16 protein-coding genes are annotated in these 21,543 nt (G+C 53.8%); 10 read left to right on the top strand and 6 right to left on the bottom strand.

All coding sequences use genetic code 11. The features are described from left to right. The first annotated feature begins 254 nt into the window (after positions 1-254). From metA to aceK, 4 genes are all read left to right on the top strand, one after another. A complete protein-coding gene (metA, locus tag OGV75_RS00075) occupies positions 255-1,184 on the top strand; it encodes a homoserine O-acetyltransferase MetA (protein ID WP_016155321.1) in 930 nt (309 codons plus the stop codon). 268 nt (positions 1,185-1,452) lie between these two features. Continuing rightward, positions 1,453-3,054, top strand: coding sequence for a malate synthase A (gene aceB, locus OGV75_RS00080; RefSeq protein ID WP_016155322.1), 1,602 nt, complete (start codon positions 1,453-1,455; stop codon positions 3,052-3,054). A gap of 35 nt (positions 3,055-3,089) precedes the next feature. Continuing rightward, entirely contained in the window at positions 3,090-4,394 is a 1,305-nt protein-coding gene (aceA, locus tag OGV75_RS00085; protein ID WP_016155323.1) for an isocitrate lyase, read from the top strand. A gap of 102 nt (positions 4,395-4,496) precedes the next feature. Further along, positions 4,497-6,224, top strand: coding sequence for a bifunctional isocitrate dehydrogenase kinase/phosphatase (aceK, locus tag OGV75_RS00090; RefSeq protein WP_047357749.1), 1,728 nt, complete (start codon positions 4,497-4,499; stop codon positions 6,222-6,224). A 17-nt stretch (positions 6,225-6,241) separates the two neighbouring features. On the opposite strand, the gene iclR is transcribed toward aceK, so the two are convergent. Further along, a complete protein-coding gene (gene iclR / locus OGV75_RS00095; protein ID WP_047357748.1) occupies positions 6,242-7,066 on the bottom strand; it encodes a glyoxylate bypass operon transcriptional repressor IclR in 825 nt (274 codons plus the stop codon). A 195-nt stretch (positions 7,067-7,261) separates the two neighbouring features. Between iclR and metH the strand changes: the two genes are divergently transcribed. Together metH and OGV75_RS00105 are read left to right on the top strand one after the other, a co-directional pair. Continuing rightward, positions 7,262-10,945 (top strand): methionine synthase, encoded by a 3,684-nt coding sequence (metH, locus tag OGV75_RS00100; protein WP_286480237.1) that lies wholly within the window; start codon positions 7,262-7,264, stop codon positions 10,943-10,945. 213 nt (positions 10,946-11,158) lie between these two features. Then, positions 11,159-12,790 carry a Na/Pi cotransporter family protein gene (locus OGV75_RS00105; protein ID WP_016155327.1) on the top strand — a complete coding sequence of 544 codons (1,632 nt, stop codon included), beginning with the start codon at positions 11,159-11,161 and terminating at the stop codon, positions 12,788-12,790. Positions 12,791-12,846: 56 nt separating this feature from the next. On the opposite strand, the gene pepE is transcribed toward OGV75_RS00105, so the two are convergent. Both pepE and OGV75_RS00115 read right to left on the bottom strand, forming a co-directional pair. Then, positions 12,847-13,536: a dipeptidase PepE gene (gene pepE / locus OGV75_RS00110; RefSeq protein WP_016155430.1), complete on the bottom strand. Its 690-nt coding sequence runs from the start codon at positions 13,534-13,536 to the stop codon at positions 12,847-12,849. A gap of 156 nt (positions 13,537-13,692) precedes the next feature. Then, the gene (locus tag OGV75_RS00115) at positions 13,693-14,112 is read right to left on the bottom strand and encodes a rhodanese-like domain-containing protein (RefSeq protein ID WP_016155329.1); all 420 of its coding nucleotides are present in this window, start codon (positions 14,110-14,112) and stop codon (positions 13,693-13,695) included. An 84-nt stretch (positions 14,113-14,196) separates the two neighbouring features. On the opposite strand from OGV75_RS00115, the gene ftrA reads away from it, so the two are divergent. Continuing rightward, complete coding sequence (gene ftrA, locus OGV75_RS00120; RefSeq protein ID WP_181546841.1) at positions 14,197-15,177, top strand: transcriptional regulator FtrA; 981 nt, start codon at positions 14,197-14,199, stop codon at positions 15,175-15,177. Between the two features lie 68 nt (positions 15,178-15,245). Next, complete coding sequence (rluF, locus tag OGV75_RS00125; RefSeq protein WP_016155331.1) at positions 15,246-16,121, top strand: 23S rRNA pseudouridine(2604) synthase RluF; 876 nt, start codon at positions 15,246-15,248, stop codon at positions 16,119-16,121. On the opposite strand, the gene OGV75_RS00130 is transcribed toward rluF, so the two are convergent. The 3 genes from OGV75_RS00130 to lysC form a co-directional block, all read right to left on the bottom strand. Further along, complete coding sequence (locus OGV75_RS00130) at positions 16,118-16,390, bottom strand: YjbD family protein (protein ID WP_003826541.1); 273 nt, start codon at positions 16,388-16,390, stop codon at positions 16,118-16,120. The genes rluF and OGV75_RS00130 overlap by 4 nt on opposite strands. A gap of 101 nt (positions 16,391-16,491) precedes the next feature. Next, positions 16,492-17,418 carry a ketopantoate/pantoate/pantothenate transporter PanS gene (gene panS, locus OGV75_RS00135; RefSeq protein ID WP_047499534.1) on the bottom strand — a complete coding sequence of 309 codons (927 nt, stop codon included), beginning with the start codon at positions 17,416-17,418 and terminating at the stop codon, positions 16,492-16,494. A 92-nt stretch (positions 17,419-17,510) separates the two neighbouring features. After that, entirely contained in the window at positions 17,511-18,860 is a 1,350-nt protein-coding gene (gene lysC, locus OGV75_RS00140) for a lysine-sensitive aspartokinase 3 (protein ID WP_016155333.1), read from the bottom strand. Between the two features lie 302 nt (positions 18,861-19,162). Here lysC and pgi point away from each other — a divergent pair, with 302 nt between their 5' ends. Together pgi and yjbE are read left to right on the top strand one after the other, a co-directional pair. Further along, positions 19,163-20,809 (top strand): glucose-6-phosphate isomerase, encoded by a 1,647-nt coding sequence (pgi, locus tag OGV75_RS00145; protein WP_016155434.1) that lies wholly within the window; start codon positions 19,163-19,165, stop codon positions 20,807-20,809. A gap of 470 nt (positions 20,810-21,279) precedes the next feature. Then, complete coding sequence (yjbE, locus tag OGV75_RS00150; RefSeq protein WP_003826562.1) at positions 21,280-21,522, top strand: exopolysaccharide production protein YjbE; 243 nt, start codon at positions 21,280-21,282, stop codon at positions 21,520-21,522. The last annotated feature ends 21 nt before the right edge of the window (positions 21,523-21,543 follow it).

A 21,543-nucleotide genomic window follows, 5' to 3' on the forward strand; every position in this document is an offset into this window, starting at 1 on the left:
TATCCAGCCCATACTGTTGTAACCGGTGTGTTGGCCTGAGAAGCGCAGCACACCAGGCTCTCCCGGCAGCACATTGCCTGTTACGCGAACGACGAATAGCATTCTCCTTTTTTCTTTACTGCACTAATCTACAGCAAGGAGCCGTGAAACTTTCTCAACTTGAGGATGCAGGCTCGACATTCGCATGATTCCTGGGTATCTTCAGCTATCTGGATGTCTAAACGTTTAAACGTATGTAGTGAGGTTATCAGGTTATGCCAATTCGCGTGCAGGACGAGCTACCCGCCGTCAATTTCTTGCGTGAGGAAAACGTCTTTGTGATGACGTCATCTCGCGCTTCCGGTCAGGAAATTCGTCCACTGAAGGTGCTCATCCTCAACCTGATGCCCAAGAAGATTGAAACGGAAAACCAGTTCCTGCGTTTACTCTCTAACTCACCGCTGCAGGTAGATGTTCAGCTATTGCGCATTGATGCCCGCGAGTCACGCAACACCCCTACGGAGCATCTGAATAACTTTTACTGTAATTTCGAGGATATCTGCGATCAGAACTTTGACGGACTGATCGTGACCGGCGCGCCGTTGGGTCTGGTTGAATTTAATGACGTGGCTTACTGGCCGCAGATTAAACAAGTGCTTGAATGGGCGAAAGATCATGTTACATCGACGCTCTTTGTCTGTTGGGCGGTGCAAGCCGCATTGAATATCCTGTACGGAATTCCCAAGCAAACCCGTACGGACAAACTCTCAGGCGTCTATGAGCACCATATTCTTCATCCTCATGCGCTGCTGACGCGTGGATTTGATGATGCGTTCCTGGCCCCGCATTCGCGCTATGCCGATTTTCCTGCTGCCCTTATCAGGGACTACACCGATCTCGAGATTTTTGCCGAAACAGAAGAGGGAGATGCCTACCTGTTTGCCAGCAAAGATAAACGTATCGCCTTCGTAACGGGCCATCCTGAATATGACGCCCATACACTCGGCAGTGAATATTTTCGTGACGTCGAAGCGGGCTTAACGCCGGAAGTGCCCTATAACTACTTCCCAAAAGATGACCCGCAAAATAAACCGCGGGCAACCTGGCGTAGCCACGGCAATCTGTTGTTTACCAACTGGCTCAACTATTACGTTTACCAGATCACGCCATATGATCTGCGTCACATGAATCCAACGCTGGATTAATCTTCTGTAACAGACGATCCTTAAGCGTTTCAGCATGTTGAATCAGGCACCTTCGGGTGCCTTTTTTATTTCCGAAACGCACCTCACTGTGTAATTAAATTTTATTTATATTGTTATCAATAGGTTAATTGATAATTAAATTAAAAATGGAAATTGTTTTTGATTTTGAAATTTAAATGAGTAGTCTTAGTTGTGCTGAACGAAAACCGCACAACGATCCTTCGTTCGCATTGGGGATGTGTTTGGATCAATGACGAGGAACTACGCAATGAATCAACAGGCAACGACAACCGATGAACTGATCTTCACCAGGCCGCGTGGCGAACAGGAACAGCAGATTCTGACCGCTGAAGCGGTGGAGTTTCTGACCGAGCTGGTGACAAGATTTACGCCAAAGCGGAATAAACTTCTGGCTGCACGTATCCAGCAGCAGCAGGATATTGATGACGGTAAGTTGCCTGACTTTATTTCGGAAACAGCTTCCATTCGAGAAGGTAACTGGAAAATTCGCGGTATTCCTGATGATTTACTGGATCGCCGTGTAGAGATTACCGGACCGGTTGAGCGCAAGATGGTTATCAACGCGCTGAACGCGAACGTCAAAGTCTTTATGGCTGATTTTGAAGATTCGCTGGCTCCTGAGTGGAGCAAAGTTATCGACGGGCAGATCAACTTGCGCGATGCAGTCAATGGCACCATTAGCTACACCAACGAAGCCGGTAAAATTTATCAACTCAAACCCAATCCGGCCCTGTTAGTGTGCCGCGTTCGCGGTCTGCACCTGCCGGAAAAACACGTCACCTGGCGTGGCGAATCGATCCCGGGCAGCCTGTTCGACTTTGCCCTCTATTTCTTCCACAACTACAAAACGTTGCTGGCAAAAGGCAGTGGCCCTTATTTCTATCTACCCAAAACGCAGGCCTGGCAAGAAGCGGCATGGTGGAGTGAAGTGTTCAGCTATGCAGAGGATCGCTTTAATCTGCCGCGCGGCACAATTAAAGCGACCCTGCTGATTGAAACGCTGCCAGCCGTTTTCCAGATGGACGAAATTCTGCACGCGCTGCGTGACCACATTGTGGGCCTGAACTGCGGTCGCTGGGACTACATTTTCAGCTATATCAAAACCCTGAAGAACCACCCGGATCGCGTGTTGCCGGACCGTCAGGTGGTGACGATGGATAAGCCATTCCTCAGTGCGTATTCGCGTCTGCTGATTAAAACCTGTCATAAACGCGGCGCGTTCGCGATGGGCGGCATGGCCGCGTTCATTCCCAGCAAAGATGCGGAACGTAACAACCAGGTTCTGACCAAGGTAAAAGCGGACAAAGCGCTGGAAGCCAATAACGGTCATGACGGCACATGGATTGCCCATCCAGGACTGGCAGATACCGCAATGGCGGTGTTCAACGACGTACTCGGTGAAAACAAAAATCAGCTGTTCGTGACCCGTGAAGAAGATGCGCCGATTACGGCAGAACAATTGCTGGCACCCTGTGAAGGTGAGCGTACTGAAGAAGGCATGCGTGCCAACATTCGTGTCGCGGTGCAGTACATCGAAGCGTGGATCTCCGGTAATGGCTGCGTACCGATTTATGGTCTGATGGAAGATGCGGCCACCGCCGAAATCTCTCGTACTTCCATCTGGCAGTGGATCCACCACCAGAAAACGCTCAGCAACGGCAAACCGGTTACCAAACCGTTGTTCCGCCAGATGCTGGCCGAAGAGATGTTGGTGATTCAGGACGAACTGGGGGAACACCGCTACAGCAGCGGGCGTTTTGACGATGCCGCGCGCCTGATGGAGCAAATCACCACTTCCGACGAGTTAATTGACTTCCTGACGTTACCGGGCTACCGCCTGTTGGCCTAATTTACCCACAATTTATCCTAATGGAGCATCTGCACATGAAAACCCGTACTCAACAAATCGAAGAATTACAGAAAGAATGGACTCAACCGCGCTGGGAAGGCATCACCCGCCCCTATAGCGCGGAGGAAGTGGTGAAATTACGTGGCTCGGTCAACCCGGAATGCACGCTGGCGCAGCTTGGCGCGGCGAAAATGTGGCGTCTGCTACACGGCGAATCGAAGAAAGGTTATATCAACAGCCTCGGTGCGCTGACTGGTGGTCAGGCGCTGCAGCAAGCGAAAGCTGGTATTGAAGCGGTCTACCTTTCAGGCTGGCAGGTGGCGGCAGATGCCAACCTGGCGTCCAGCATGTATCCGGATCAATCGTTGTATCCAGCGAACTCCGTTCCGGCGGTGGTGGACAGGATCAACAACACATTCCGTCGTGCCGATCAGATCCAATGGTCAACTGGTATTGAGCCGAACGATCCGCGCTATGTGGATTACTTCCTGCCGATCGTTGCCGATGCGGAAGCGGGTTTTGGCGGGGTACTGAACGCGTTTGAACTGATGAAATCGATGATTGAGGCTGGTGCAGCGGCCGTTCACTTCGAAGATCAGCTCGCATCGGTAAAAAAATGTGGTCACATGGGCGGCAAAGTCCTGGTGCCGACTCAGGAAGCTATCCAGAAACTGGTGGCAGCCCGTCTGGCTGCAGACGTTATGGGCGTTCCGACGCTGGTGATTGCGCGTACCGATGCTGACGCAGCCGATCTGATTACGTCTGATTGCGACCCATACGATAGCGAGTTCATCACTGGCGAGCGTACCAGCGAAGGGTTCTACCGTACGCATGCGGGCATTGAGCAGGCGATCAGCCGTGGTCTGGCTTACGCACCGTATGCGGATCTGGTGTGGTGTGAAACCTCCACGCCGGACCTCGAACTGGCGAAGCGCTTTGCCGATGCTATTCATGCGAAATTCCCAGGCAAACTGCTGGCCTACAACTGTTCGCCATCGTTTAACTGGCAGAAAAACCTGGATGACAAAACCATTGCCAGCTTCCAGCAACAGCTGTCCGATATGGGTTACAAATACCAGTTCATTACGCTGGCGGGTATTCACAGCATGTGGTTCAACATGTTCGACCTCGCGCATTCCTATGCGCAGGGTGAGGGCATGCGCCACTACGTTGAGAAGGTTCAGCAGCCGGAATTTGCGGCGGCTAAAGATGGTTACACCTTCGTGTCCCATCAGCAGGAAGTAGGGACAGGCTACTTCGACAAAGTAACCACCATCATTCAGGGCGGCACTTCTTCAGTGACCGCGCTGACCGGCTCGACTGAAGAATCGCAGTTTTGATCAATGCCCGGTGGCGCTGCGCTTACCGGGCCTACGAAGGGATGTAGGCCGGATAAGCGAATGCGCCATCCGGCATGACATTGTGCCGGATGGGAGAAATTGATGACGCGTGGCCTGGAATTACTGATTGCTCAGACGATTTTGCAAGGTTTCGACGCCCAGTACGGGCGTTTTCTGGAAGTGACCTCCGGCGCGCAGCAGCGTTTTGAACATGCCGACTGGCACGCGGTTCAGCAGGCGATGAAAAGCCGTATCCACCTTTACGATCATCATGTGGGTCTGGTGGTGGAGCAACTGCGCTGCATTACTGATGGCAAAAGTACCGACGCGGATTTTTTACTTCGCGTGAAAGAGCATTACACCCGGCTATTGCCAGATTATCCACGCTTCGAGATTGCGGAGAGTTTCTTTAACTCCGTCTATTGCCGGTTATTTGACCACCGCTCGCTGACTCCCGAGCGACTGTTTATTTTCAGCTCTCAGCCAGAGCGTCGTTTTCGCACGATCCCACGCCCGTTGGCGAAAGACTTTTTTCCCGATACCGGCTGGGAGTGGCTGCTTACGCGCGTCCTCAGCGATCTGCCCTTGCGTCTGCCGTGGCAGAACAGACATCGGGATATCCACTACATCATCGAACACCTGACCGAAACGCTGGGGGCGGATGTGTTGCAGCGCAGTCATTTGCAGGTGGCGAACGAACTGTTTTATCGCAACAAGGCCGCCTGGCTGGTCGGTAAGTTGATTACCCCTTCCGGGACGCTGCCGTTTTTACTGCCAATTCACCGTACTGACGAGGGCGAACTGTTTGTCGATACCTGCCTGACCACGACGGCGGAAGCCAGTATCGTGTTTGGCTTCGCCCGCTCGTATTTTATGGTTTACGCCCCGCTGCCCGCCGCGTTAGTGGAGTGGCTGCGCGAGATCCTGCCCGGTAAAACCACCGCTGAATTGTATATGGCGATTGGCTGTCAGAAACACGCGAAGACCGAAAGTTACCGCGAATATCTGCTCTATCTTGCCCATTGCGATGAGCAATTTATCGAAGCGCCGGGGATCCGCGGCATGGTGATGCTGGTATTTACCCTGCCAGGCTTCGACCGCGTCTTTAAAGTCATCAAAGACAAATTTGCGCCGCAAAAAGAGATGTCGGCCGCCCACGTCCGCGCCTGTTATCAACTGGTCAAGGAGCACGATCGTGTCGGGCGGATGGCTGATACTCAGGAGTTCGAGAACTTTGTGCTGGATAAACGGCAAATCGATCCGTCGCTGATGGCGCTGTTGCTACAGGAAGCCCCGGAAAAAATTACCGATCTCGGCGAGCAGATTGTCATTCGCCATTTGTATATCGAACGACGGATGGTGCCGCTGAATATCTGGCTGGAGCAGGTCGAAGGCCAGCAACTGCGCGATGCTATTGAAGAGTACGGCAATGCCATTCGTCAGCTGGCCGCCGCCAATATTTTCCCCGGCGATATGCTGTTTAAGAACTTCGGCGTGACTCGCCACGGGCGCGTGGTGTTCTACGACTACGATGAAATTTGCTACATGACGGAGGTGAATTTCCGTCATATCCCGCCGCCGCGTTACCCGGAAGATGAGATGAGCGCTGAACCGTGGTATAGCGTATCGCCGGGGGATGTCTTCCCGGAAGAGTTTCGTCACTGGCTATGCGCTGACCCGCGTATCGGGCCGCTATTTGAAGAGATGCATGCTGACCTGTTCAGTGCCGACTACTGGAGAGGTCTGCAAACGCGGATCCGTGAAGGACACGTGGAAGATGTTTACGCCTACCGGCGCAAACAGCGGTTTTGCATCAGATTTTCGGCTTGACGCCCGGCAACCCTTTCTTAACGAAATCCGCCGTATGCCAGCGTGACTTCTTTCGCCGCTTTGATCGCCATGGCGCCAAACTCGGTCACTCGATCGTCGGTAATGCGCGAAATGGGTCCGGAGATGGAAATAGCGGCAAACGGTTCGCGGTGTTCATCATAAATGCACGACGCCACGCAGCGCAGACCCAGCGCATGCTCCTCATCATCAAAGGAGTAGCCGCGCTTGCGCGTCTGGGCTAAATCCTCTTTCAGATGCACCGGCGACACCAGCGTGGCGTGGGTGTATGCGTGCAGCCCTTTACGGTGCAGCAGGCCAGTCACCTGTTCTTCACTCAGTTGGGATAAAAACGCCTTACCCGCACCGGAGGCGTGCATCGGCAGTTTGCCGCCGATAGGCGCGGACATGCGCATCAGCTGGGTACACTGCACCTGGTCGATAATAATGGCCTGATGGTCGCTTTGATCCAGCACGGCCAGGTTTACCGTCTCACCGGAGTCTTCCATCAGCTTGCGCAGGATCGGGTGGACAATCGCCAGCAAATTACGGCTTTGTAAAAAGCTGCTGCCGACGATAAACGCATGCGCACCCACGGCCCAGTGGCCTAATTCACCCACCTGACGGACAAATCCTTGCTGCTGCATGGTGGTCAACAAACGGTGAGTCGTGGAGTTTGGCAAGCCGGCCTGCTGTGCCAGCTCGGTTAGCGCCACGCTGCCGTTGGATTCTGCAATCCACTCCAGTAGCTTCAGGCCGCGGGTCAGAGACTGAACCTGCCCGGTTGCAGGCGTAGTAGCAGCGGCGGGTTTTCTACCGCGTTTCGCGGGGATTGTGGCAACCATGGCGGACTCCTTTTCTGTATCGTGGAAATCATTTTCGTTTTATTCAATTATAATGCAAGAATTCCTGTACTGATCGGATGAGTGAAGCTGAACATGTCTCATGTTGGCCGTTGTTCTCTTTTCCACCTCTCAGGTTTGTGCCAGTATGGTCTGTTGAGTTTTTTTCGGTCTGGTTGAGCGTTGTCGGGAGCGAGTGTGAGCAGCAAAGTTGAACAATTACGTCAGCAGTTAAATGAACGTATTCTGGTGCTGGACGGCGGTATGGGCACCATGATCCAGGGATATCGTCTGAGCGAAGAGGATTTCCGCGGTGAACGCTTTGCCGACTGGCCGTGCGATCTGAAAGGCAACAACGACCTGTTGGTGCTCAGCAAACCTGAGGTGATCGCCGCCATCCATAACGCCTATTTTGAGGCGGGCGCGGATATCATCGAAACCAACACCTTTAACTCCACGACGATCGCCATGGCGGATTACCAGATGGAATCCCTGTCGGCGGAAATCAACTTTGCAGCAGCCAAACTGGCGCGCGCAGCGGCAGACGAATGGACGGCACGCACACCGGAAAAACCGCGCTATGTCGCGGGTGTGCTTGGTCCAACCAACCGTACGGCGTCTATCTCGCCTGACGTCAACGACCCGGCTTACCGCAATATTACCTTTGATCAGCTGGTGGCCGCCTACCGTGAATCCACCAAAGCGCTGGTGGAAGGTGGCAGCGACCTGATCCTGATTGAAACCGTCTTCGATACCCTGAACGCCAAAGCCGCTATTTTCGCGGTTAAAACCGAGTTCGAAGCGCTGGGCGTTGAGTTGCCGATTATGCTCTCCGGCACTATCACCGATGCTTCCGGGCGTACGCTCTCCGGTCAGACAACCGAAGCGTTCTATAACTCACTGCGCCACGCCGATGCGCTGACCTTCGGTCTGAACTGCGCCTTAGGCCCGGACGAGTTGCGCCAGTACGTGCAGGAGCTGTCGCGCATTGCCGAATGCTACGTTACCGCGCACCCGAACGCCGGGTTGCCGAACGCCTTTGGCGAATACGATCTCGATGCCGACACCATGGCGGCGCAAATACGCGAGTGGGCGCAAGCGGGCTTCCTCAACGTGGTCGGCGGCTGCTGCGGCACCACGCCGGAACACATCGCCGCGATGAGCCGCGCAGTGGAAGGCTTGCCGCCGCGCCGCTTGCCGGAAATCCCGGTAGCCTGCCGTCTGTCTGGCCTTGAACCGTTGAATATTGGCGACGATAGCCTGTTTGTGAACGTCGGCGAGCGTACCAACGTCACCGGTTCGGCGAAATTTAAGCGACTGATCAAAGAAGAGAAATACAACGAAGCGCTGGATGTCGCCCGTCAGCAGGTGGAAAGCGGCGCACAGATTATCGATATCAACATGGATGAGGGGATGCTCGACGCCGAAGCGGCGATGGTGCGTTTTCTCAACCTTATCGCCGGTGAGCCGGATATCGCCCGCGTGCCGATTATGATCGACTCCTCGAAATGGGACGTCATCGAAAAAGGGCTGAAGTGCATTCAGGGTAAAGGCATCGTTAACTCCATCTCGATGAAAGAGGGGGTTGAGACCTTTATCCACCACGCGAAGTTGCTGCGACGCTACGGTGCCGCAGTGGTGGTGATGGCCTTTGACGAGCAGGGGCAGGCTGACACCCGCGCGCGTAAAATTGAGATTTGCCGTCGGGCGTACAACATTCTTACCGAAGAGGTAGGCTTCCCGCCGGAAGATATCATCTTCGACCCGAACATCTTTGCGGTCGCGACCGGGATTGATGAGCACAATAACTACGCCCAGGACTTTATCGGTGCCTGTGAGGACATCAAACGCGAACTACCGCACGCGCTGATCTCCGGCGGCGTCTCCAACGTGTCGTTCTCCTTCCGTGGTAACGACCCGGTTCGTGAAGCCATTCACGCGGTATTCCTTTACTACGCCATTCGCAACGGCATGGACATGGGGATCGTCAACGCCGGACAACTGGCGATCTACGACGACCTGCCCGCCGAGCTGCGCGATGCGGTTGAAGATGTGATCCTCAACCGTCGTGACGATGGCACCGAGCGTCTGCTGGAGCTGGCTGAGAAATATCGCGGTAGCAAAACTGATGACACTGCCAATGCCCAGATGGCGGAATGGCGCAGTTGGGACGTGAAAAAGCGCCTCGAATATTCGCTGGTGAAAGGTATTACCGAATTTATTGAGCAGGATACTGAAGAAGCTCGCCAGCAGGCCGCGCGTCCGATCGAGGTGATTGAAGGGCCGCTGATGGACGGGATGAACGTGGTTGGCGATCTGTTTGGCGAGGGCAAAATGTTCCTGCCGCAGGTGGTGAAATCCGCCCGCGTGATGAAGCAGGCGGTGGCCTACCTCGAACCGTACATTGAGGCCAGCAAAGAGAAAGGCTCCAGCAACGGCAAGATGGTCATTGCTACCGTGAAAGGCGATGTGCACGATATCGGCAAAAACATCGTTGGTGTGGTGCTGCAATGTAACAACTACGAAATCGTCGATCTTGGCGTGATGGTGCCAGCGGAGAAAATCCTCAGAACGGCACGTGAAGTGAATGCCGATCTGATTGGTCTTTCCGGGCTGATTACCCCGTCGCTGGACGAAATGGTCAACGTGGCGAAAGAGATGGAGCGTCAGGGGTTCACTATTCCATTGCTGATTGGCGGCGCGACCACCTCAAAAGCGCACACGGCGGTGAAAATCGAGCAGAACTACAGTGGCCCGACGGTTTATGTGCAGAACGCCTCGCGTACCGTTGGCGTAGTCGCCGCACTCCTCTCTGACACTCAGCGCGATGACTTTGTCGCCCGTACGCGTAAAGAGTACGAAACCGTGCGTATCCAGCATGCGCGTAAGAAACCGCGGACCCCACCAGTAACGTTACAGGCTGCCCGCGACAACGATCTGGCCTTCGACTGGGAAAACTATACGCCGCCGGTGGCGCACCGCCTCGGCGTACAGAGTGTTGAAGCCAGCATCGAAACGCTGCGCAACTACATCGACTGGACGCCGTTCTTTATGACCTGGTCGCTGGCCGGGAAATACCCGCGCATCCTCGAAGATGAGGTGGTGGGAGAAGAGGCGAAACGTCTGTTCAAAGACGCCAATGACATGCTGGATAAACTCAGCGCTGAGAAGACACTGAATCCGCGCGGCGTGGTGGGCTTGTTCCCGGCTAACCGCGTGGGGGACGACATCGAGATTTACCGTGACGAGACGCGTACGCACGTCATCAACGTCAGTCATCACCTGCGCCAGCAGACGGAAAAAGTCGGTTTCGCCAACTACTGCCTGTCTGACTTTGTTGCGCCGAAACTGAGTGGCAAAGCGGATTACATCGGTGCTTTCGCAGTTACCGGCGGTCTGGAGGAAGATGCACTGGCGGACGCCTTCGAAGCCCAGCATGACGACTACAACAAGATCATGGTGAAAGCGATTGCCGACCGCCTGGCGGAAGCGTTCGCGGAATATCTGCACGAGCGCGTGCGTAAAGTCTACTGGGGCTATGCGGCGAATGAGAACCTCAGTAACGAGGAGCTGATCCGCGAAAACTACCAGGGAATTCGCCCGGCGCCGGGCTATCCGGCGTGTCCGGAACACACCGAAAAGGCCACCATCTGGGAACTGCTGGATGTAGAAGTGCACACCGGGATGAAGCTCACCGAATCCTTCGCGATGTGGCCAGGTGCGTCGGTTTCCGGCTGGTATTTCAGTCATCCAGACAGCAAGTACTACGCCGTGGCGCAAATCCAGCGCGATCAGGTTGAAGATTACGCCTTCCGTAAAGGCATGAGCGTGGCGGAAGTCGAACGTTGGTTAGCGCCTAATCTGGGCTATGACGCTGACTGATTCACAAAACTGTCATCTTTATTTACAACAAACAAGGCACTCAATGAGTGCCTTGTCTCTTTATTACGTTTAAACCCTTATACTGAAAGAACGTTCATCGGTAGTGCTTGCCGGATGGCACATTTTTGTCGGCCTGATAAGCGTGGCGTCATCAGGTGTTATGTCATCACTATGAACCTCAGGAACATATAACGATAAGGAGAACCTGATTCCGTGCTAACTCTGTTACACCTGCTTTCTGCTGTCTCTATGCTGGTTTGGGGTACTCATATTGTGCGCACCGGCGTGATGCGCGTCTTCGGCGCCCGCTTGCGTACCGTACTCAGCCGTAGTGTTGAAAAGAAGCCGCTCGCCTTTTGTGCGGGTATCGGCGTGACGGCGCTGGTGCAAAGCAGCAACGCCACCACCATGCTGGTGACCTCGTTTGTCGCGCAGGACCTCGTCGCGCTCACCCCTGCGCTGGTGATTGTACTCGGCGCCGACGTCGGGACCGCGCTGATGGCGCGTATCCTGACCTTCGATCTCTCCTGGCTGTCGCCACTGCTGATTTTTATCGGCGTGATCTTCTTTCTCGGACGTAAGCAGTCCCGTGTGGGGCAACTGGGGCGGGTGGGTATTGGACTGGGGTTGATTTTACTGGCGCTGGAACTGATTGTGCAGGCGGTAACACCAATCACCCAGGCTAACGGCGTACAGGTTATTTTCGCCTCGCTCACCGGCGATATTATGCTGGATGCGCTGATCGGCGCTATGTTCGCGATTATCAGTTACTCCAGCCTTGCGGCGGTGCTGCTAACGGCAACGCTGACCGCGGCAGGCATTATCTCGTTCCCGGTGGCGTTGTGTCTGGTGATTGGCGCCAACCTCGGCTCTGGCCTGCTGGCGATGCTTAATAACAGCGCCGCTAACGCCGCCGCCCGCCGTGTGGCGCTCGGTAGCCTGCTGTTTAAGCTGGTGGGTAGCCTGATTATCCTGCCGTTTGTTCATCCGTTGGCAAATCTGATGGATGAACTGCCGCTGCCGAAATCTGAACTGGTTATTTACTTCCATGTCTTCTACAACCTGGTGCGCTGCGTGGCGATGGTGCCGTTTGCAGAACCGATGGCGCGTTTTTGTAAGCGCATCATCCGCGATGAGCCGGAGCTGGATGCGCATTTGAAGCCCAAGCATCTGGACGTCAGTGCGCTGGATACGCCGACGCTGGCCCTGGCCAATGCCGCTCGTGAAGCTCTGCGCATCGGCGACGCGATGGAGCAGATGATGGACGGGCTGAAGAAGGTGATGCACGGCGAGCCGCGTGAAGAGAAAGAGCTGCGCAGGATGGCGGACGACATTAACGTGCTATACACGGCAATCAAGCTCTATCTGGCGCGGATGCCAAAGGATGAACTGGCGGAAGAGGAATCACGCCGTTGGGCGGAGATTATCGAAATGTCGCTTAACCTCGAGCAGGCTTCCGATATTGTCGAACGTATGGGCAGTGAGATAGCGGATAAGTCGCTGGCTGCCCGTCGCGCATTCTCCGTGGAAGGATTGAAAGAGCTGGATGCGCTCTTCGATCAGCTGCTCAGCAATCTGCAGCTGGCGATGTCGGTGTTCTTCTCTGGTGACGTGACCAGCGCCCGACGTCTGCGCCGTAGCAAGCACCGTTTCCGTATTCTCAACCGTCGGTATTCGCATGCGCACGTTGACCGTCTGCATCAGCAGAACGTGCAGAGCATCGAGACCAGCTCCTTGCACCTGGCGCTGCTGGGCGATATGCAGCGTCTGAACTCGCTGTTTTGTTCCGTGGCCTATAGCGTGCTGGAACAGCCGGATGAGGACGATGAGCGCGACGATTATTGAGTGAGGTGGACCGGGTGGCCGGATAAGGCATTTATGCCGTTATCCGGCAACGTCGGTTAGAAGCAGTGACCTGCTTCGAGGGCAACCGCGTCTTCACCCGCTTTAAAGACGTAAGTGGTGTTCGGACCGCCAAGAACCGCCTGGCCGTTACTCACCTTAATCCAGTTTCCTTCCGGCAAACCAATTACCGTCAGCTCTGGTGCCACAACCAGCAGCTCGCGAATACGCTGTTCACGCGTTTCGCCTTTGTGGCCTTCCGGAAGCGCATTGGTGAAATGTGGGTTAATCTGCAGCGGGAACAGACCCAGGGCATCAAAACCTTTTGGATCGACAATCGGCATGTCGTTGGTGGTGCGGATGGTCTGGCAGGCGAGGTTAGAACCTGCGCTCCAGCCGATGTACAGCGCACCGCGTTTGACGACATCCACTATCGGCGCCAGCAGTCCGCGCTCGCGGCTCTCTTTCAGTAACTGGAAGGTGTTACCCCCGCCGACAATCACCAGCTCTGCGTTTTCAATGGCAGCGATCGGATCGGCAACGGTATGAATGCCAGTAACGTTGACGCCCATTGGCGCAAAGATGGCTGCCGTTTTCGCCGTGTATTCATCCCAGGTTTGCGTCACGCCAGCGAACGGAATAAACACCGCCGTACGGCGACCATTCAGCTGCTCAGCAATCAGTGGTAGCGCATGTTCCATCCAGCCTTTGCCCGGCAGCGTCGAGTTACTCAATAAAAGCAGTTCCATCATTTCTCCCTGTAATCAGAAAATTACAAACCGCGCTAATGCTACCACTATCAGCGTAACGCCTTACTGATATGGCTCACGATGTTGGAAGGGGGGAAAGCCGAACGGGTTAACCACAACCTCCTGTTGGAAAAGCCCGTTCAGACTTAACAACGATCAATCTATTGAAACAGCGTCCTTTTGCGTAGTGGCAAACGCCAGGCCTTCGTCCTCCCAGCCCTTAATACCACCAATCATTATTTTCACCGGTCGACCTAGCTGCGCCAACTTCAGCGCCGCGCGATCGGCCCCGTTACAGTGTGGGCCAGCGCAATAGACGACAAACAGTGTGTCCTGTGGCCATTTTTTCAAGGATTCCGTATTTATCTGTCGATGGGGAAGATGAATCGCGCCAGGGATATGACAACGGGAAAAACTCTCTGCACTCCCCACCACATGTAAAAGCACAAAATCTTTGTCGTCAGCAGCCATCGCGGAATGAACGTCAGAACAATCCGTCTCCATATTCAGACGTTGCTGGAAATGGGCGATAGCTTGTGCAGATGAAGCGGCTGGAATATCAGTTACGGTACTCATATTGTTGTTTTCTCTTGTGGTGAAATCAGCTGTTGTGTTACCTCTTATCTCATCAAAAAATTAACCTCGAAACACCCTCTGACCATGACAGATTCCGCCAGGATCATGACAACATCTTCTCGCCCGTTGGTCGTTGCACTCGCTTATGACGGGCTATGTACTTTCGAGTTTGGCGTCGCAGTGGAAGTTTTTGGGCTTCCGCGACCTGAGCTGGGAGAGGGCTGGTATCGTTTTGCCGTGGCTTCGGTTGATCAAGGTGAATTAAGGGCAACTGGCGGGGTTCGTATCGTGGTGGACGGTGGATATGAATTGCTGCAGGAAGCGGACACTATTGTCATTCCTGGCTGGCGTGACGTGAGCTCACCGGTCCCGGAAGCATTATGCGATGCGCTTCGTGAAGCACATCAACGCGGTTGTCGAGTCATCTCTATCTGTTCTGGTGTATTTGTTCTGGCTGCGGCAGGTTTGCTGGATGACCGTAAGGCGACGACGCACTGGCGTTACGTCAGTGAACTCCAGCGACGCTTTCCCGCCATCAACGTTGTGGAAGATGTCCTGTATGTCGGTGACCACGACGTGCTCACTTCGGCAGGTAGTGCGGCAGGGATTGATTTATGTTTGCATGTGGTGCGCACTGATTTTGGACTTGAGATTGCCAATAACGTGGCCCGTCGCCTGGTGCTGCAGCCCCACAGGGATGGCAGCCAGACTCAGCAACAATTGCGTCCTGTCGCCCGCAGTCGGGAAAGCCAGCGTTTTGGTCTTTTGCTTGACTGGTTACATAACAATATCGCGCAGAAGCATACTCTTGACGCTCTGGCCAGCCAGGTCGGTATGAGTCCCCGAACGTTGATGCGGCGATTTCAGGAGTCAACGGGGCTTACTCCCGCACGTTGGCTGATGAATGAACGGCTAAACCGTGCGCAGCAGGCGCTCAATACATCCCATATCAGTATTGAGCAGATCGCGCAGCAAACCGGGTTCGGCAGCGCAAACTCTTTGCGTTACCACTTTCAAAAACGATTTGGTATCAGCCCGCAGGCATTACGTAATCAGATGCGATAGCACATTTTCACGCTCTGCTTTTTTATCCCCCGCAAGGTAGGGTATATTTCGCTGTCAAAGGAGAAATTATGCTGCCCGACTCATCCATCCGATTAAATAAATACATCAGTGAAAGCGGAATCTGCTCGCGCCGCGAGGCGGATCGCTTTATCGAACAAGGGAATGTCTTCCTGAATGGTAAACGCGCCACCATTGGCGATCAGGTGATGCCTGGCGACGTCGTAAAAGTGAATGGTCGGTTGATTGAGCCGCGTGAAGCGGAAGATCTGGTTTTTATCGCGCTGAACAAGCCGGTAGGGATTGTCAGCACCACTGAAGACAGCGAACGCGACAACATTGTTGATTTCGTTAACCACAGCAAGCGCGTGTTCCCAATCGGTCGTCTGGACAAAGATTCCCAGGGACTTATCTTTCTGACTAACCACGGCGACCTGGTGAATAAAATCCTGCGTGCCGGTAACGATCACGAAAAAGAGTATCTGGTGACGGTAGATAAGCCGGTCACTGATGACTTTATCCGTGGGATGAGTGCCGGTGTGCCAATCCTTGGCACCGTCACCAAGAAATGTAAGGTCAAGAAAGAAGCGCCGTTTGTGTTTCGTATCACGCTGATTCAGGGGCTGAACCGCCAGATCCGTCGTATGTGCGAGCACTTTGGCTATGAAGTTACTAAGCTTGAGCGTACACGTATCATGAACGTTGGTCTGTCCGGCCTGCCGCTGGGTGAATGGCGTGACCTGACGGATGACGAACTGATCGACCTGTTCAAGCTGATTGAGAACTCGTCCTCAGAAGCCAAACCGAAGGCGAAAGCGAAGCCAAAAACCGCAGGCATTAAGCGCCCGGTGGTGAAAATCGAAAAATCGGCAGAGAAAGAGAAATCGCGCCCGGCGGCAAACGGGAAGCGTTTTACCTCGCCGGGGCGTAAGAAGAAAGGGCGTTAACGTCTGCCGCGCGTTGGCGTATTCGCTGACCAGGAAAATGATGCTTCCGCATCCGGTTTATAAGCCTGCTTTTTCTTCAACTGGCGGGCTTTTTTAGCTTCTGCTTCGCGCAAGGCCATCAGTTTATCGATGTACTCTTTCTTGATGCTGTTGGTCTCAGCGTTGGTCAGCAGTCGACCATGCGCAATGCGCGCGCGGTCGAGCAGCGTTTTCAGTTCACGCTGTTCGCGCTCGGTCATCTCTTTTTGGGTAATGCGGGGGAGTGCCATAAGGGTGCCCTCTGTTAGCCGATATCCGCAGTGTACGGCAAAGTGCAGAGGCTGGGTAGGCCGGATAAGGTGTTAGCCGCTATCCGGCCTGCCGCCGTCAATTAGCGGCGTTCTTTTTCTTTAATCGGTTTACCGGACCAGTAACCTGCCAGCAGCGAACCGGAAAGGTTATGCCAGACCGAGAACAACGCGCCGGGCAGCGCCGCAAGCGGGCCAAAGTAGATTTTGCCCAGCGCAGCGGCAAGCCCTGAATTCTGCATGCCCACTTCAATAGCCAACGTACGACAGGTTGACTCGTCGAAACCAAACAGTTTTCCGCCCCAGTAGCCGCCGAGCAAGCCAATGGTGTTATGCAGGATCACGGCGATAATCACCACAAAGCCGACAGACGCAATGTGCGAGGCGGAACCCGCTACGACGGCGCTGATGATCGCCAGGATGCACACCATCGAAAACGCCGGCAGATACGGTTCCACGGCTTTTACGACGCGTGGGAACAGATGGTGAATGACCAGCCCCAAAGCAATCGGAATGACCACGATCTGCAGAATACTCAGCAGCATACCCATCACATCCACCTGGATATGCGCGTCGACATACAGCCGTGTCAGCAGCGGCGTGGCGACAACGCCGACCAGCGTTGAAACCGATGAAATAGTCACGGAGAGCGCCACATCACCTTTTGCCAGATAGATCATGACGTTCGATGCGGTTCCGCTGGCGACGCTGCCGACCAGCACCATCCCTGCCGACAGTTCCGGCGGCATATTAAATGCCAGCGCCAAAATCCATGCGGCGAGCGGCATCACCAGATAGTGCAGGAAAATACCCGCCGCGACAGGTGCGGGGCGTGAGAGTACGCGTTTAAAGTCGTCCACCTTCAGGTGAACGCCCATGCCGAACATGATCAGCATCAGCAACGACGGCACGAATGGCCCGACAGGCGTAAAGGTGGAGGGGGTGTAATACGCAATAACAGAGAGCAGCAGCGCCCATAACGGGAACAGCCGCGTGAGAGTAGCGAGCATGTTATCTTCCTTGCGATTGAAATGTGTTGTGTTGTTATAAAAAAGCCGGGTTCGAGCCCGGCTATAGTTATTGTTTATCGCGTGATGAAATATTATTCAAACAAATTATGATGCAGCTTCTGTACCACCTGTTCGGCTTCGCTACCGGGCACCAGGAAGCACAGGTTATGGCTGGACGCGCCGTAGCAAATCATGCGGATGTTGAACGGCTCCAGTACACCAAACACCTCTTTACCCACGCCGCAGGCTTTGGACAGGTCGTTGCCAATCAACGCCACCAGCGCCAGGCCTTCTTCGACTTCAACCCGGCACAGGGCAGACAGTTCCATCAGCAGAGACTGCGTTAACAGCGTATCGCCGGTGGAGGTTGAACCGGTGGTATCCAGCGTCAGCGCTACGCTGACTTCAGATGTGGTAATTAAATCTACCGAGATATTGTGGCGTGCAAGGATGCCGAACACTTCTGCTAAAAAGCCGCGAGAGTGCAGCATATTCAGGCTATGCAGCGTCAGCAGCGTCTGCTTACGGCGTAGCGCCAGCGCACGGAACAGCGGTGGATTCGCGGTTTTATTGCAGACCAGCGTACCGCCTGCTTTTGGATCCTTGCTGGAGCCAACAAATACCGGGATATCGCTACGTACGGCCGGCAACAGGGTTGCCGGGTGCAGCACTTTCGCGCCAAAGGTCGCCATTTCCGCGGCCTCTTCAAAGGCGATTTCATCAATACGCTGCGCTGCAGGAACAACGCGCGGATCGGTAGTGTAAATGCCTGGAACATCGGTCCAGATATCGACGCGCGTTGCGTGCAGCGCTTCGGCCAGCAGGGCGGCTGTATAATCGCTACCGCCGCGCCCCAACGTGGTGGTGCGGCCTTTGCCTTCGCTGCCGATAAAACCCTGAGTGATTACCAGACCTTCGCTCAGACGCGGGGCCAACTGAAGCGTTGCCAGTTCAGCCAGCGCCGCGACGTCGGGTTCTGCGCGACCAAAACGATCGTTGGTGCGCATCACTTTACGCACGTCAAACCACTGCGCTTGCACGTTGCGTTCACGCAGGATTTCGACGAACAACAGGGTAGACATCAGTTCACCGTGGCTGACCAGTTCGTCGGTCAGGGCGGTTGAGGTCGCCAGTGACGCCGCTTCTGCCAGCGTGGTGATGTTTTCCAGCAGACGTTCAATCTCTTCACGAATTACGTTTGGATAACGCAGGCGTTCCAGAATATTGAACTGAATTTGACGAATGGCGTCGAGTTTTTCGAAGCGCTCGGTTGGCTCCAGCCCTTCAGCCAGTGCGACCAGCAGGTTGGTAATTCCAGCGGAAGCGGAAAGTACCACTACACGGACGTTAGCATCAGAAAGTACCACATCAGCGCTGCGATTCATGGCATCAAAATCCGCCACGCTGGTACCGCCAAACTTGGAGACAACTACATCAGTCATAACTACCTCGTGTCAGGGAATGAATAGAGCGACCATGGCACATAAGGCAGAACGAAAACCGGTGCAGGCGCAAATGCAAATACCGTATTTATAAATAAAATGTGTAGCTTGCACTGTCAACGCTGGGATTATGCGGATTTTTCATGCTGCGTTTCCGTTCAGTAACAGCGCTTATAACATCTATACTTTTTACCCTGGTTCGATGGATACAAGGGCGATGGCATTAAAACAATCACACTTTTCTGTGACTGGCGTTACAATCGATCTCAGTCACAATTCTCAAAATCAGAAGAGTATTGCTAATGAAAAACATCAATCCAACGCAGACCTCAGCCTGGCAGGCACTACAAAAACACTTTGAAGAGATGAAAGACGTTACTATCGCGGATCTGTTCGCGAAAGATAGCGATCGTTTCGCTAAATTTTCCGCGACGTTTGACGATCTGATGCTGGTGGATTTCTCCAAAAACCGCATCACTGAAGAGACGCTGGCTAAACTGCAGGATCTGGCGAAAGAGACCGATTTGGCAGGCGCCATCAAGTCCATGTTCTCCGGTGAGAAAATTAACCGCACTGAAGACCGTGCCGTGCTGCACGTGGCGTTGCGCAACCGTAGCAACACTCCAATCATCGTTGACGGCAAAGATGTGATGCCGGAAGTGAACGCGGTGCTTGAGAAGATGAAATCCTTCTCTGAAGCGATTATCTCCGGAAGCTGGAAAGGCTATACCGGTAAAGCCATTACTGATGTCGTGAACATCGGTATCGGCGGTTCAGACCTCGGCCCGTTCATGGTGACCGAAGCGCTGCGCCCGTACAAAAATCACCTGAACATGCACTTTGTGTCTAACGTCGATGGTACGCACATTGCCGAAGTGCTGAAGAAAGTGAATCCGGAGACTACGCTGTTCCTGGTCGCTTCCAAAACCTTCACCACTCAGGAAACCATGACTAACGCCCACAGCGCGCGCGACTGGTTCCTGGCGACCGCTGGCGACAACAAGCACGTTGCCAAGCACTTCGCAGCGCTCTCCACTAACGGTAAAGCGGTTGGCGAGTTCGGTATTGATACCGCCAATATGTTCGAGTTCTGGGACTGGGTTGGCGGTCGTTACTCCCTGTGGTCTGCAATCGGTCTGTCCATCATCCTTTCTGTGGGCTTCGACAACTTTGTTGAGCTGCTTTCTGGCGCGCACGCCATGGACAAACACTTCTCCACCACTCCGGCGGAGAAAAACTTGCCGGTGCTGCTGGCGCTGATCGGTATCTGGTACAACAATTTCTTCGGTGCTGAAACCGAAGCGATTCTGCCGTACGACCAGTATATGCACCGTTTCGCGGCCTACTTCCAGCAGGGCAATATGGAATCCAACGGTAAATACGTTGACCGTAACGGCAATGCGGTGGATTACCAGACTGGCCCAATCATCTGGGGTGAGCCGGGTACTAACGGTCAGCATGCGTTCTACCAGCTGATTCACCAGGGTACCAAAATGGTTCCGTGCGATTTCATCGCTCCGGCAATCACCCACAACCCGCTGTCGGATCACCATCCGAAACTGCTGTCTAACTTCTTCGCTCAGACCGAAGCGCTGGCTTTTGGTAAATCTCGTGAAGTGGTTGAGCAGGAATACCGCGACCAGGGTAAAGATCCGGCAACGCTTGACCACGTTGTGCCGTTCAAAGTGTTCGAAGGTAACCGTCCAACTAACTCCATCCTGCTGCGCGAAATCACACCGTTCAGCCTGGGTGCGCTGATTGCGCTGTACGAGCACAAAATCTTCACTCAGGGCGCGATCCTGAATATCTTCACCTTTGACCAGTGGGGCGTTGAGCTGGGCAAACAGCTGGCGAATCGCATTCTGCCAGAGCTGAATGATGATAAAGAAATCACCAGCCATGATTGCTCAACTAACGGTTTGATTAACCGTTATAAGTCCTGGCGTTAATCTGCTTCTTCCTTCGAGCCGCAGCGCTGTTGGCTGCGTTCGTTAACCCCGGTCACATAGCTATCTATGCTCCCGGGGATTAACGATCTTGCCGCCTTGTTGCAATTCGAATGAATTTGCAGATTACTTATAAAAAAAGCCGATATTAATATCGGCTTTTTTTATAATCTGGCTCCCGAATATCTACGCTTTTGCTTTACACCTTTATTGAGCTTAATCCTAAAATAATTCATTCAACGTTATCGTGTTTCTGGTTTTTTCAGAATTACCGGATGTTGTGTTTTTGTTTTTATATTTTAACTTAATGATTGTATTGATTTAATTATCTGCCGTTAATCATTTTATTTCTTGCTATCTAATTATCCTAAATTCCCGCCTGGCGTAATTTGCGCACTTTGGCTTGTGTATACTCGATCTCGCCCGAAATTCTTTTGGGTAAATCTCCATTCATACAATGAAGGGAATTTGTGATGAAAAAAGTTCTGTATGGCCTTTGGGCTATATCTGCGCTTGCGGCGACTTCTGTCTATGCTGCCCCCGTTCAGGTGGGTGAGGCTGCAGGGTCGGCTGCCGCGTCGGTTTCGGCAGGAAGTTCCTCCGCAACCAGCGTGAGCACCGTAAGTTCTGCGGTGGGGGTTGCTCTTGCGGCAACCGGTGGCGGCGATGGTTCTAACACCGGAACCACAACCACCACAACCACCAGTACCCAGTAATACCGGTACGTTTAATTCTAA

Origin of the sequence: Citrobacter sp. Cb028 (assembly GCF_030336705.1) — a bacterium.
Taxonomy (GTDB): Bacteria; Pseudomonadota; Gammaproteobacteria; order Enterobacterales; family Enterobacteriaceae; genus Citrobacter; species Citrobacter braakii.